This window comes from Agromyces sp. Y558 (genome assembly GCF_059445415.1).
The window spans coordinates 1456896-1470651 of record NZ_JCAIUH010000001.1; the positions used below are offsets into that span (position 1 = coordinate 1456896).

Annotated in this window: 12 protein-coding genes; 10 read left to right on the forward strand and 2 right to left on the reverse strand. The window is 69.0% G+C overall.

Features of this window, described 5'->3' with window-relative positions:
- Window positions 1-49: 49 nt before the first annotated feature.
- From AC1C2T_RS06810 to AC1C2T_RS06840, 7 genes are all read left to right on the forward strand, one after another.
- Window positions 50-1165 (forward strand): Gfo/Idh/MocA family protein, encoded by a 1116-nt coding sequence (locus AC1C2T_RS06810; RefSeq protein WP_495384710.1) that lies wholly within the window; start codon window positions 50-52, stop codon window positions 1163-1165.
- The gene (locus AC1C2T_RS06815) at window positions 1162-2805 is read left to right on the forward strand and encodes a sugar ABC transporter ATP-binding protein (RefSeq protein WP_495384711.1); all 1644 of its coding nucleotides are present in this window, start codon (window positions 1162-1164) and stop codon (window positions 2803-2805) included. The genes AC1C2T_RS06810 and AC1C2T_RS06815 overlap by 4 nt, the downstream gene beginning before the upstream one ends.
- The gene (locus tag AC1C2T_RS06820) at window positions 2802-3881 is read left to right on the forward strand and encodes an ABC transporter permease (RefSeq protein WP_495384712.1); all 1080 of its coding nucleotides are present in this window, start codon (window positions 2802-2804) and stop codon (window positions 3879-3881) included. The genes AC1C2T_RS06815 and AC1C2T_RS06820 overlap by 4 nt, the downstream gene beginning before the upstream one ends.
- Window positions 3878-5116 carry an ABC transporter permease gene (locus tag AC1C2T_RS06825; RefSeq protein ID WP_495384713.1) on the forward strand — a complete coding sequence of 413 codons (1239 nt, stop codon included), beginning with the start codon at window positions 3878-3880 and terminating at the stop codon, window positions 5114-5116. The genes AC1C2T_RS06820 and AC1C2T_RS06825 overlap by 4 nt, the downstream gene beginning before the upstream one ends.
- On the forward strand, window positions 5116-6321 hold the full coding sequence (locus tag AC1C2T_RS06830) for a substrate-binding domain-containing protein (protein WP_495384714.1): 1206 nt from the start codon (window positions 5116-5118) through the stop codon (window positions 6319-6321). The genes AC1C2T_RS06825 and AC1C2T_RS06830 overlap by 1 nt, the downstream gene beginning before the upstream one ends.
- A 197-nt stretch (window positions 6322-6518) precedes the next feature.
- Window positions 6519-7388: a sugar phosphate isomerase/epimerase family protein gene (locus AC1C2T_RS06835; RefSeq protein WP_495384715.1), complete on the forward strand. Its 870-nt coding sequence runs from the start codon at window positions 6519-6521 to the stop codon at window positions 7386-7388.
- Complete coding sequence (locus tag AC1C2T_RS06840; RefSeq protein WP_495384716.1) at window positions 7385-8464, forward strand: sugar phosphate isomerase/epimerase family protein; 1080 nt, start codon at window positions 7385-7387, stop codon at window positions 8462-8464. The genes AC1C2T_RS06835 and AC1C2T_RS06840 overlap by 4 nt, the downstream gene beginning before the upstream one ends.
- Before the next feature lie 6 nt (window positions 8465-8470).
- Here AC1C2T_RS06840 and AC1C2T_RS06845 read toward each other — a convergent pair whose 3' ends face one another.
- Window positions 8471-9184 (reverse strand): amidase domain-containing protein, encoded by a 714-nt coding sequence (locus AC1C2T_RS06845; protein ID WP_495384717.1) that lies wholly within the window; start codon window positions 9182-9184, stop codon window positions 8471-8473.
- A gap of 61 nt (window positions 9185-9245) precedes the next feature.
- Window positions 9246-10688 (reverse strand): DUF1254 domain-containing protein, encoded by a 1443-nt coding sequence (locus AC1C2T_RS06850; protein WP_495384718.1) that lies wholly within the window; start codon window positions 10686-10688, stop codon window positions 9246-9248.
- Between the two features lie 253 nt (window positions 10689-10941).
- Here AC1C2T_RS06850 and AC1C2T_RS06855 point away from each other — a divergent pair, with 253 nt between their 5' ends.
- The 3 genes from AC1C2T_RS06855 to AC1C2T_RS06865 all read left to right on the forward strand — a co-directional run bounded on the left by AC1C2T_RS06855 (window position 10942) and on the right by AC1C2T_RS06865 (window position 13752).
- Window positions 10942-11391 (forward strand): hypothetical protein, encoded by a 450-nt coding sequence (locus tag AC1C2T_RS06855; RefSeq protein ID WP_495384719.1) that lies wholly within the window; start codon window positions 10942-10944, stop codon window positions 11389-11391.
- A 9-nt stretch (window positions 11392-11400) separates the two neighbouring features.
- Window positions 11401-12471 (forward strand): alpha/beta fold hydrolase, encoded by a 1071-nt coding sequence (locus tag AC1C2T_RS06860; protein WP_495384720.1) that lies wholly within the window; start codon window positions 11401-11403, stop codon window positions 12469-12471.
- Window positions 12472-12933: 462 nt separating this feature from the next.
- A complete protein-coding gene (locus tag AC1C2T_RS06865; protein ID WP_495384721.1) occupies window positions 12934-13752 on the forward strand; it encodes a TrmH family RNA methyltransferase in 819 nt (272 codons plus the stop codon).
- The last annotated feature ends 4 nt before the right edge of the window (window positions 13753-13756 follow it).

Consider the following 13756-nt stretch of genomic DNA (forward strand, 5'->3'; position numbering starts at 1 on the left):
CTGCAACTTTTGATGAACGGCTAGCAGAAGTCATCATTCTTGTGCCACCATGTCGACCATGACAATGGATGTCGTCGCCCCGGTCCGCACTCTTCGTGCGGGCTTCGTCGGTGGCGGCTTCATGGCCGCCGTGCACTCCCGGGCTGCTCGCACCGCGCGGGCCGAGCTCGCGGGCGGTGCCTCATCGTCGGCCGATCGCGCTCGCGACGCCGCACAACGGCTGGGGTTCGCCACGGCGTTCGACTCGGTCGCCGCGCTGCTCGACGACCCCGGGATCAACGTCGTGCACGTCTGCACGCCGAACGCGACGCACGCTGCGATCGCTCGGGCCGCACTCGAGGCGGGCAAGCACGTCATCTGCGAGAAGCCGCTCGCGACGTCGGCGACGGATGCCGCGGCGCTGACCGCACTCGCCGCCGATCGGGGCCTCGTGGCCGCCGTGCCGTTCGTCTACCGCTTCCACCCCATGGCGCGCGAGGCACGTGCCCGCGTCGCCCGCGGCGAGACCGGGCGGCTGCTCAGCGTGCAGGGTGCATACCTGCAGGACTGGCTCGCCGCACCTCATGACGACGATTGGCGGGTCGACGCCGCGCTCGGCGGCCCGTCGCGCGCGTTCGCCGACATCGGCTCGCACCTCGTCGACCTGCTCGAGTTCGTCTCGGGGGAGCGGATCGAACGGCTCAGCGCCTCGACCCGCACCGTCTACGAGGCCCGCGCTACGCACGACGACATCGCCACCGAAGACCTCGTCGCCGTCGTCGTCGAGCTCTCTTCGGGCGCTGTCGGCACACTGCTCGTCTCGCAGGTGGCGCCGGGCCGCAAGAACGCCCTCTCGATCGAGCTCGCCGGCACCGAGGCGAGCGTGCGGTTCGAGCAGGAGCGCCCCGACACCCTGTGGCTCGGGCGCACTGACGCGTCGAGCATCATCGAGCGCGACCCGGCACGGCTCGCCGAAGACGCAGCACGGCTGGCGATCGTGCCGGCGGGGCATCCGATGGGCTACCAAGACGCGTTCAACGCCTTCATCGCCGACGCCTACGCGGCGATCGGCGGCGCGTCGCCAGAGGGGCTGCCTCGCTTCGACGACGGTCTGCGCGCGGTGCGCGTGACCGAGGCGGTACTGGAGTCCGCGGCATCCGGCAATTGGGTGGAGGTGGCCGCATGAGCGCGGAACAGCAGGAGCCGAGGGGCGACACCGGGCGCGGCACCGTGCTCGACGCCGACCCCGTGCTCGACGCCGACCCGGTGCTCGTCGCCACGGGCCTCGAGAAGTCGTTCTTCGGCGTCACGGTGCTGCAGGGAGTCGGCCTCACGCTCCGGCCGGGCGAGGTGCACGGCCTCGTCGGTGAGAACGGCGCGGGCAAGTCGACGTTCATGAAGATCCTCGCCGGCGTCTATGAACGAGACGCGGGCACCATCACGCTCGGCGGTGCCGACGTGGCGTTCAGCCACCCGGTCGAGGCGGCACGCGCGGGGCTCGCCACGGTCTTCCAGGAGTTCAACCTGCTGCCCGAGCGCACCGTCGCGCAGAACGTCTTCCTCGGCCGCGAGCCGCGGCGCGGCGGCTTCGTCGACAAGAGGGCGATGCTCGCCGAGACGAGGTCGCTGCTCGCCGACCTCGGCATCGACACGATCGACGCGGATGCCCCGGTGCGCACGCTCACCGTCGCCGAGCAGCAGATCGTCGAGATCGTGAAGGCGCTCTCGGTCGACGCGCGGGTCATCCAGATGGACGAGCCGACGGCCGCGCTCGCCGACCACGAGGTCGAGCTGCTCTACACGATCGTGCGTCGCCTCTCCGAACGCGGCGTCGCCATTCTCTACGTCTCGCACCGGCTGAAGGAGATCTTCGACCTCTGCGACACGATCACCGTGCTGAAAGACGGCGCACTCATCTCGAGCGGACCGGCCGCCGAACTCGACACCGACGAACTCGTGCGCCGAATGGTCGGTCGACCGATCTCCGCCTACTTCCCGGGGGCGGAGGAGGGCACCGTCGTCGGCGATCCGCGGCTCGAACTGCGCGGCGCGGGCAACGCCTACGTCGACGGCATCGACCTCGAGCTGCGCGCCGGCGAGATCGTCGGTGTCGCCGGCCTGCAGGGCTCGGGTCGCACCGAGCTCGTCGAAGCGCTCTTCGGCATCGCGCCGTTCACCCGCGGCGAGATGCTCCTCGACGGACGGCCCGTTCGCATGACCTCGGCGCGGCAGGCCGTGAAGGCGGGCGTCGCGCTCATCACCGAAGACCGCAAGGCCCAAGGGCTCGCCCTGAACCAGTCGGTCGGTGACAACGCGCTGCTCGTGATCCGCTCGGTCTTCGCTCGTCGCACGAGCGAGGCGCGACGTGAACTGCCCGGCGTGCTCTCCTCGCTCGAGGTCGCCTCGCGCGGAGTCGACCAAGAGGTGCAGTATCTCTCGGGCGGCAACCAGCAGAAGGTCGTGCTCGCGAAGTGGCTCGCCACGAAGCCGCGCGTCGTACTGCTCGACGAGCCGACCCGCGGCATCGACGTCGGCGCGAAGGTCGCCGTCTACACGCTCATGCGGCGGCTCGCGAAAGAAGGAGTCGCCATCCTCATGATCTCCTCCGAATTGCCCGAGGTCATCGGCATGTCCGACCGCATCATCGTCATGCACGACGGCCGCGCCTCGGCAGAGCTGCAGGCTCGCAGCGACGAGGCGACGATCCTCTCGGCGGCCACCGGCACGCTGAGGCTTCCTGAGCCAGGGCCCGCAGCGGCCGAGGCTCAGGGTACCGCGAGCCCCGCGAGCGAATCGGATGCCTCGGGCGAGGAGGACGACCGATGAGCACCGTCACCGCGACATCCGCTCGCCGAGGTCGTCGCCGCCTCGACGCGAGCCTCATCGTGGGCATCGCGCTCGTGGGCGTCATCATCATCGGCGCCATCCTCGTCGCAAGCATCGGGCGCAACTTCTTCAGTGCAGGCAACATCCGCGACATCCTCACGGGCATGAGCGTGCTCGGCTTCGTCGCGATCGGCCAGACGCTCGTGATCCTCTGCGCCTCGCTCGACCTCTCGGTGCCCTACGTCGTGAGCCTCTCGAGCCTCATCGCGGCCGACATGATGGCCGGCAACCCCGCGAACATCCCGGTCGCGGTACTCGCGGTGCTCGTCGTCGCTGCGCTCATCGGCCTCGCCAATGGGCTCATCGTCACAAAGCTCAAGGTCAACGGGTTCATCGCGACGCTCGGTACCGGGCTCATCATCAAGGGCTATCTCGACACGAACTACAAGGGCACGAGCGGCGAAGTGCCGTGGGAGTTCCAGCTGATCGGCGCGACCGGCGTCGGGCCGGTGCCCGTGTCGACGCTCATCATGCTCGTCGTCGCACTCGCCGGAGCGTTCTTCCTCGCCCGCACCCGAGTCGGCAACCACATGTTCGCCGTCGGCGGCAACGAGCAGGTCGCGCGCCTCTCGGGCATCCGCACGGCGCGGCCGGTCATCGTGGCGCACATGCTGTGCTCGATCACCGCGGCGCTCGCCGGTCTCCTGCTCGCGAGCCGGCTCGGCGTGGGCAGCCCGACCGTCGGCACCCAGGGCGGCTACGACCTGCTCTCGATCGCCGCGGTCGTGCTCGGCGGAACGCTGCTCTTGGGCGGCCGCGGTTCGATCTGGGGCACGATCGGCGGTGTCGCGATCTTCGCGGTCGTCGACAACGTCATGAGCGTCATGCAGGTCAACCCCTTCTTGAAGGACGTCGTGCGCGGGGTCGTCATCGTCGCCGCGGTCGCGGTCTACACGAGCCGATCGCTCGACCGGCGACGGCCGAGATTCGGCGCGGGCGGGCTCGCTTCGACCCTTCGACAGGCTCAGGGCGCCGCTGGCTCAGCGAGCGACGACTCGAAGGAGGCATCGTCATGAGCGCCGCGACATCCGACCAGCCCACGGCCGGCCAGCGCCTCGCCGGTTTCGGCCGCAACCTCGTGAGCCCCCGCGGCGCCGTCTTCCTGCTGCTCGTCGTGCTGCTCGTGGCGATCACGGTGCTGAACCCGTCGTTCGCCGAGCCGAGCCAGTTCATCCGCTTCGTGCAGCGTGTGGCGCCCGTCGCCATCGTCGCGATCGGCCAGTACTTCGTGATCGTCGGCGGTGAGTTCGACCTCTCGATGGGTTCGGTCGTCACCGCCCAGGTTGTGATCGCCGGCAACCTCATCGGCCAAGACGAGGCGAAGTCGTTGCCGGTGCTCGCGTTCATGCTCGCGTTCGGCGCGTTCATCGGCCTCGTGAACGGCCTCATCGTCACCCTGCTCAAGGTGCCGAGCTTCATCGCCACGCTCGGCATGATGCTCGCCCTCCTCGGCGCCATCCTCTACTGGACAGGCGGCGCCGCCACAGGCAACCCCGCAGACGGGTTCCGCGAGATCGGCCGAGGCGGCATCCGCGGTCTTCCGGTCATCGAGATCCTGCCGTGGTCGGTCGTGGTGCTCGTCGTGGTGCTCGTCATCGCGATCTGGTTCGCGCGACGACCGTTCGGCCGCACGATCATCGCGCTCGGCGACAACCCGACGACGGCGCGCTACTCGGGCACCCGCACGTGGTGGGTGAAGACCTCGACCTTCGTGATCTCCTCGCTCGCGGCGACCATCGCGGGCGTGCTGCTCGTCGGCTACGCCGGGGTGCACCCGAGCGTCGGTCGCGGCTACGAGTTCACCGCGATCACCGCGGTCGTGCTCGGCGGCGTGGTGCTCGGCGGCGGTCGCGGCTGGGTCGTCGCTGCGGCGGCCGGCGCGTTCGCGCTCGAAGCACTCTTCACCCTCCTGAACTTCGCGGGCGTGCCATCGACGTACCGCGACGCGGTGCAGGGCGCGATCATCATCCTCGCCGTCGCCTATGCGGCAACCACCATCCGCGCGCGCCGAAAGGGTCGTGCGCTCGAAGCGCCGACGACTCCGCCAGCACCGGATGCCCCCGACTCGCCGTCCGCCGCGACCACGGTCTCGCCGTCGGTTTCGTCGGACGTGCCGACCCAGACTTCGCCGTCCGCGGCGACCCAGACTTCGCCGGCACCGGCGGAGGAGCAGGATGCTGCGGCATCCGCTCGCCCTGCACCCATTCCCTCAACGCTGAGGGAAGACAACGAAACCAAGGGAGGTTCGTGATGCGACGCAGGTATGCAGTGGCATCCGCCATGGTCGCCGCTCTCGCGATGATCGCACTGGCCGGATGTACCACCGACCCGAATGTGGCCGCGCCGTCGGATGACGCCGGAGCCATGGAGGAAGCGGTCGAGTGGTTCGACCAAGAGCTCTTCGACAAGCAGGACGCCGAACGATCCGTCGTGCCCGAAGGGCCCGAGGGGCAGCCATGGCTGCAGTACATCAACGCCGAGATGACCGACACGGCGGAGTACGCGGGAACGGGCGCGAAGAAGGCGTGCTTCGCGAACGCCTCGATCTCCAACCCGTGGCGCACCACCGGCTGGATCACCATGAACCAGCAGCTGAAGGTCATGCAGGACGCGGGGGTCATCTCCGAGATGGAGACCCGCGACGCGCAGGACTCCGACGACACGCAGATCGCCGACATCGACTACTTCATCGAGGAGGGCGGCTGCGACATCTTCCTCATCTCGCCGAACTCCACGGCGGCGATGACCCCGGCCGTCGAGCGTGCGTGCGACACCGGAAAGCCCGTCGTGGTCTTCGACCGCGGAGTGCAGACCGACTGCCCCGTCACGTTCATCCACCCCATCGGCGGATTCGCGTGGGGCATCGACACCGCTGAGTTCCTCATCGAGGAGCTCGAACCGGGCTCGAAGGTCGTCGCACTCCGGATCCTTCCGGGCGTCGACGTGCTCGAGCAGCGCTGGGCTGCGGCCGAGAAGCTCTTCGAGGAGAACGACATCGAGGCGGTCGACTACTTCTCAGGGGGCGACCCCGCCGAGATCAAGAAGATCATCTCTGACGAACTCGCGAAGGGCGACGTCGACGGCATCTGGATGGATGCCGGTGACGGCGCCGTCGCGGCCATCGAGGCGTTCGAGGACGCCGGCGTCGACTACCCCGTCATGACGGGCGAAGACGAGATGAGCTTCCTGCGCAAGTGGAAGGAGACGGGCCTCACCGGTCTCGCACCGGTGTACTCCAACTTCCAGTGGCGCACGCCGCTCCTCGCCGCGCAGAAGATCTTCGCGGGCGAGGAGATCCCGAAGGAGTGGGTGCTGCCGCAGAGCCCGATCACCGCAGAAGAGGTCGACCAGTACCTCGAGGCGAACGACGGCATGCCCGACGGCCACTACGCGAAGTTCGGTGGAGAGGACCTGCCCGGCTACCCGCAGGTGTGGCAGGAGCGCATCATCCCGTAACCGGCGGGAAGACTCGTTGGTTGAGTAGGCGCAAAGCGCCGTATCGAGACCCGGCGACCGGCCTTCGGGCTCAGGAGGCCGGGTCTCGATACGCTCGCTTCGCTCGCTAGATCTCGATACGGCGCCGGCGCGCCTACTCGATCCGGCGTTCGACCAGCGGGGACCGACTGGCGGTTCCCTCACTGCAAGGAGGCAGCATGCGCCGCATCGTCGGTGTGAACACCTGGGTCTGGACATCGCCGCTCGATGATGTCGCGCTCGCCGAGATCGCCGCGAAGGCGGCGGGCATGGGCTTCGGCGCCATCGAACTGCCGGTCGAGAATCCCGGCGATTGGTCACCGGATGCCGCGGCCGAGGTGCTGCACGAGCACCGACTCGCTCCAGTCGTGGTCGGCGCGATGGGCCCCGGCCGCAACCTGATCGCGGCGCCCGGCTCCGAAGTCGTCGCCACGCAGAACTACCTCGTGCACTGCGTCGGCGTTGCTGAGCGCCTTGGCGCCCGCATCGTCGCCGGCCCGTTCACCGCGGCCACCGGGCGCACCTGGCGCATGGATGCCGAGGAACGCGAGGAGCGCTATCACGAGCTCCGGGGCAGCCTCGGGCCGGTCGTGCGGGCGGCGGAGCGCAGCGGCATCCGTCTCGCCATCGAACCACTCAACCGCTACGAGACGAGCCTCATCAACACCGTCGAGCAGGCGCTCGAGGCGCTCGGCCCGTTGCTCGGCCCCGGACTCGGCCTCGCGCTCGACAGCTACCACCTGAACATCGAGGAGCAGCGCATCGGCGACGCGATCCGCCTGGCGGGCGAGCATCTCGCATACGTGCAGGTGTGCGGCAACGACCGCGGCGCGGTCGGCGACGACCACATCGACTGGCCGGCCTTCCTCGACGCGCTCGACGACGTCGGCTACGGCGGCCCGCTCGGCCTCGAGAGCTTCACCGGCGACAACGACACCATCGCGGTCGCCGCCTCGGTGTGGCGCCCGCTCGCCGTGTCGCAAGACGAACTGGCGGCACGGAGCATCCGTTATCTCACCGCGCTGCAAGACGAAAGGGAACGACGATGAGCTTTCGAGAGCCCCCTGAGCCTGTCGAAGGGAACACATCGGCCGCTTCGACGAGCGCAGCGAGCGGTCCCGCAACCCGCCCGGTCACGCTCTTCACGGGCCAGTGGGCCGACCTCCCGTTCGAGGAGGTCGCGCGCAGCGCGGCCGAGTGGGGGTACGACGGCCTCGAGATCGCCTGCTCGGGCGACCACCTCGACTTGAAACTCGCCGATGAGGAGCCCGGCTACCTCGACGAGCGGCGCGAGATCCTGCAGCGACACGGGCTCGAGGTGTACGCGATCTCGAACCACCTGACCGGCCAGGCCGTCTGCGACGACCCGATCGACTTCCGCCACCAGGCCATCGTGCGGCCTTACACCTGGGGCGACGGTGACGCCGAGGGGGTCAGGCAACGTGCCGCCGACGACATGAAGCGCGCGGCTCGCGTCGCGCGGGCGCTCGGCGTCGACACCGTCGTCGGGTTCACGGGTTCGAAGATCTGGCCCTACGTGGCGATGTTCCCGCCCGTGCCCGAATCGGTCATCGACGCGGGCTTCGAGGACTTCGCGAACCGGTGGAACCCGATCCTCGACGTCTTCGATGCCGAGGGCGTGCGGTTCGCCCACGAGGTGCACCCCTCGGAGATCGCGTACGACTACTGGAGTTCGGTGCGCACTCTCGAGGCGATCGATCGGCGACCGGCGTTCGGCTTCAACTGGGACCCGTCGCACATGATGTGGCAGCACATCGATCCGGTGGGCTTCATCTGGGACTTCAAGGACCGCATCTACCACGTCGACTGCAAGGACACGCGGATGCGCCCGACCAACGGCCGCGCCGGGGTGCTCGGCTCCCACCTGCCATGGGGCGACCCGCGCCGCGGCTGGGACTTCGTGTCGACGGGCCACGGCGACGTGCCCTGGGAGGACGCATTCCGCGCGCTCGATGCGATCGGCTACGACGGACCGATCTCGGTCGAGTGGGAGGACGCGGGCATGGACCGGCTGCACGGTGCAGCCGAGGCGGTCGGATACATCCGCTCGCTGCTCTGGCCGAAGCCGGCAACGTCGTTCGACGCGGCCTTCTCGAACCAGTAGGTTCCGTCAGTCGGGGATGCTCCAGTAGTACGCGACGCCGCCGGGGTGCAGCTCGGTGATCGCCATGTCGACCGAGCGGTCCCACGTCGCATCCGTGTGCCCGGCGTAGAGGATCGTGACCGAACCGTCGGCTTCCGGCTCGACGGAAGTGACGATGCCGGTGTGGTCGCGATCGCCCGAGTCATCCCAGTCGAACTGCACGACGTCGCCGACCTTCACCGAGGCGCGCTCATCATCGGTGAGCGCGGTCGCGCGCTCGGGGTGCTCCTCGAGGTAGTTCATGAGCGCGGTCGAGCTGATCCACGCATCGGCGCTGTCGTAGGCGTTGCCCGACTCGTCGTACCACCACTCGTCGTCTTCGATCCAGCCGCGGGCGAGCAGTGACTGGCTCGTGAAGTTCACGCAGTCGTTCTCGTCGACGTATCCGAACTGGTCGCTCTCGGTGTCGTTCCAGTGTTCGTAGGCGTACTCGAGTTGCGCGGCGACCGAGGTCGAGTAGGCGGAGAAGTCGGCCACTTGGGCTTCCGATTCGGATGCCTCGCGGTCGTCGCCGTCGACACCCGTGGTCGTGTCACCGGACGTCGACGCCTGAGCATCACCGGCCGAGTTCGCCTGAACGATCGCCCATGCGCCGCCGCCGATGGCGAGGATGCCGACCAGGCCGAGCGCGACGAGCGTGCGGCGAAGGCGGTAGGTACGGTCGGTCGTGGTAGGGGCCATCGCTTCCACGGTACGAAATGAAGCTGTGCAGACGCCCGCGCCGCGCCGTGCCGCCGTGCCGTCAGTCCTGTGGCTCGAACTCGTTGAGCCGCCAGCTCTGATCGAACCACGGCTCCAGAGGGCCGTAGATGCGGAAGAGCTGGAACCACGACTTGCCGGGGATCGTCTCGACCCAGTTCGATTCCTTGCCCTCGGGCGCCTGCGGGCCGAAGTAGAGGTCGTACGAACCATCGTCGTTGGCCGCCACCTTGCCGTCGTTGCTGGCAACGGCAGGGTAAGGGGTCGATGGAACGACGAGGAGCGACCGGGTCTGCGTGTCGTAGACGTCGACCGCCCAGAAGTTCTTCGCCGGCGGGTTCGGATCGACGTGCAGCCTGTAGGTGCGCGCGCCGTCGAGAAGGTCGCCGTTCGCGTCGTGCACCGTGTAGGCGTACGCCGATCCGGCACCGACCTGGGCGTGCGCCATCGCCGGGGTGATGACCGTGGCGAGGTAGTGGAACTGGGTTCGGGCGTCGAGCAGGCGGGCTCCGTTGCGCAGGAACTCGTAGCTGCCGCCGACGAAACCGTTGCGCCACGAGCCGTAGAGCACGGCGTCGGGGTCGCGCGGCGCGTAGGCGATCACGCGTGCGATGCCGGCGGCGATCGGTGCGGCCCGCTCGAGGATGGCCTTGAGCCGCGCGTCGGGCGCGAACGGCTGTCCGTTCACGATGCCGATCGCGGCGAGCTGCCCGGCCCGTTCGGCGTCGAGTGCGTCGGTCGGCTCTTCCTGCACGAGTTCTGACACTTCCTCGTAGAACGAGAAATCGTTGGCGTGCACCGTGTTGATCGCGAGGTCGGAGATGTTGATGAACTCGTTCGCGTCGGGATTCTCGGCCTGCGCCAGCGGATAGATGCGCGTCTGCTTCATGGCCGGGACCCCGCCGAGTGCTCGCAGCACGACGAAGTTCGTGAAGGTCGGAGTCCGATATGTGAAGTACCCGTCTGGCACTTCGCCGTCGTAGCCCGGCGGGAGGAACAGGTACTTGCCGCCGGCTCCCCGATCGGGCCCGGCGATGCCCATGTCGGCCACGTACCGGAACCAGAAGTCGTCGACGACGCAGAGCGACTGCGGCGGCGCTTCGATGACCGTGGGGCCCCAGGCCTTCAGGTCGAGCATCGTGACACCGTAGGTCGTCTCCGTGTTCGGCGTGAGATAGAACGCCTTCGACGTCGCCCTCGGTTCGGTGATGCCGATTTGCCGAGCCGTAGTGACACCCGCAGCGTGCAGGCCCTTTCGGAACGCCACGAGCGACGCACCCGGCACGGCATTCAGGAACACTTCGATGCCTCGCATGAGGTCGAGCGCGTCGTAGGCGGTGTCGACCGTCTCGGGCAGCGGCACCCCGTCGAAGAAGCGCAGCTCGCCGAACGGCGACGACACCGTGTCGGCGGTACTGAGCGACGCAACTGCTTTCGCCATCTCATCTGCGTTCAGTCCTGAACTGACCTGGTCGGGCTCTGACATGATTCCCCCATCATCGACGGCCGCTCCGCTCACTCTGGCAGCGGACCGGTTCACTGACAAGGGGCGTCGACGAGCGAGCGGATGCCGCGGGCGGACGAGGCGCGCCGAGGCATCCGCCCAGCCCGGCTTCGTGGCCCGTTCCGGCCATTCGCGAGTGGCCGGAACGCGCGATGTCCGGTGAGGGCCGGCCGCGGTGGAATCGGAGCGTGCTGAATCGCCCCGACCGGGGTGGCACCGTTCCAAGGGAGTCATCATGGACACCGACACCGACACCGACACCGACACCGACACCGACACCGACACCGACACCGACACTGACACTGACACGACGGCCGGCCAGACGGCCGCCGAACGCCGCACGCGCGCCTCGATCGCCTTCGGGCGCAAGCGCGGCTACTACCGGCTGCTGTTCGAGGCCGGGCCCGTGGATGTCCCGACCTTCGCGGCGCTCGCCGCCGTGCCGGAGTACCTCGCGCGCGCCTGGCTCGAGGAGCAGCGCGCGGCGGGAGTGCTCCGCGTCGTCGGGGCCCCGACCGGCGACCGCCAGGAGCTGCTGCTCCCGGGCGAGCACGTGCCGATCCTGCTCGGCGATCACGGCGGACCGGAGCTCGACAGTGCCCGCGTGCTCCTCGCCGAGCACCGCGCCGAACTGCCGCGCGTGCTGTCCAGCGTGGTGTGGTCCGAGGATCCCTCGACTTCCTAGACTTGGAGCGTGCAGCCCGAGGATCAGGTCATCCGCTATGCGGAGTTCGGCGGTTCGTCGATCGCGTGGTCCGCGATCGGCTCGGGCCCGCCCCTCGTCATCGGCGGCTGGTGGTCGAGCCATCTCGAATACGACTGGCGGAACACGAAGTTCCGGCGGTTCGTCGCGCTGCTCGCGCGACATCGGACGGTGATCCGCTACGACCGACCGGGAGCGGGCGTCTCCGATCGGGGCGCGCTTCCCGCCCGCTCGCTCGAGGAGGAGCTCGCGACCCTCGAGGCACTCGTCGAGGAGGCTGCTCCGGCTCCGGCGGTGATCTCGCTCTTCGGCGCATCGTCGGGCGGCGGGGTCGCGTCGTTGTTCGCGGCGCGGCATCCGGAACGCGTCGACCGGCTCGTGCTGTACGGCAGCTACGCCCGCGGCGTCGACCTCGCATCGCCCGCCGCCCGCGAGACGATGCTCGCCGTCATCGACCAGCATTGGGGTCTCGGCTCGCGTGTGCTCGCCGATCTGTTCCTGCCCGACGCGACGGCCGAGGAGCGGAGTGAGTTCGCCGAGTTCCAGCGACGTTCCGCTTCCCGTGAGGTCGCACGCGCCTCGCTGCAGGCGGTGTACGACTTCGACTCGACGGGCCATCTCGGCGACGTGCTCGGGCCGACGCTCGTGCTGCACCGTCGTGATGACCGCGCCATCCCGTTCGCCCTCGGCAAAGAGGTGGCGAGCGGCATCCGCAATGCCCGCTTCGTCGCGCTCGAAGGCGACGACCACTATCCGTGGCGGGGCGACTCGGACTCCGTCGTCCGCGAGACGCTCGCCTTCCTCGGCGTGCCCGTCGAGGCGGCGCAGTCCGGGAGCGCGGCAGGCGGACCCGGAGCATCCGGCGCGCCCGCCCGGCTCAGCGAGCGAGAGCGCGAGGTGCTGCGTCTCGTCGCCCGCGGCGAGACGGACGCCGAGATCGCCGCCCACCTCGTGCTGTCTGCGCACACCGTGCATCGCCACATCGCCAACATCCGCACGAAGCTCGGCGTCCCGTCGCGCACTGCCGCGGCCGCGTGGGCGCTCCGAAACGAGCTGATCTGAGGCCCACCCGCCTGCGCCTGCCTGCGCCCGCCGAGCTTGTGCAGCAATTCAGGAACGGAGTCGGCGTGTCGACGGATCGGCCGGCGTGTCGTGGCCGCGACACACCTCCGAACCTGAATTGCTGTAAAGAGCGGATGCCGCGGGGTGGCCGGTTCCGGCCACCCGCAGTTGGCCGGTTCGGGCGATTCCGCACGACGCGACTGCGGCGTTGACGTGCCTCTCGTGCCGCGCATCCGCCGGCCGAACCATGACGCAAGGAACCGACGATGGCCGAGACCCCGACCACGGCCGCCGCCTTCGCGACGACCACGGGCATCGCCCCGCGGTACGTCCGCGAGTGGCGGCCCGTACCTGAATTGCTGCATACCCCGCAGCGGATGCCGAGGTGGGGACGCGCGAGTAGTCTTGACCGACGGACCGCTCGGCATCCCGCGCTGCGCGCCGAATTCCCGTGGAGAACGAGTGCCTGCGATCCGGATCACCTCACGCAACGCCCGCTTCCAGTTGCTCCAGACGTTGCTGACGAACCGCACGAAGCGGCACCGCGCCGGCGAGTTCATCGTGCAGGGTGTGCGACCCATCAACCTGGCCGTCGAGCACGGCTGGGAGATCCGAAGCCTGATCCACGACGTCGACCGGAAGCTCTCAACGTGGGCCCGCGACCTCCTCGACCGCAGCCGGGACGCCGAGGAGATCGCCATGTCACCCGAGCTCCTCATGGAGCTGAGCGAGAAATCCGACGGTGCCGCCGAGATGCTCGCCGTTGTTGCGATGCGCCCCGATGACCTGGACAGGATCCCGGTCGCCCCCGACTTCCTCGGCGTGGTCTTCGACCGGCCCACCCAACCGGGGAACATCGGCTCGATCATCCGCTCCGCCGACGCGTTCGGCGCGCACGGGGTCGTCACCACCGGCCATGCCGCTGACCCGTACGATCCGAAGTCCGTGCGCGCGTCGACGGGATCCTTCTTCGCCGTGCCAACCGTGCGTGCAGCCTCGCAGCGCGAAGTCATGGAGTGGGTGGAGGCGCAACGGGTGGCGGGCACGCCGATCGTCGTCGTCGCCACCGATGAGGTCGGCGACGCCGACGTGTCCGCGTTCGATCTGACGCAGCCGATATTGCTGCTCATCGGCAACGAGACGTCGGGGTTGTCCCAGAGCTGGCGTGAGGCCGCCGATGTGACGTTGTCGATCCCCATGACGGGAGCGGCGAGCTCGCTCAATGCGGCGAACGCGGCTTCGATCGTGCTCTACGAGGCGAGGCGCCAGCGGCTCGCGTGACATC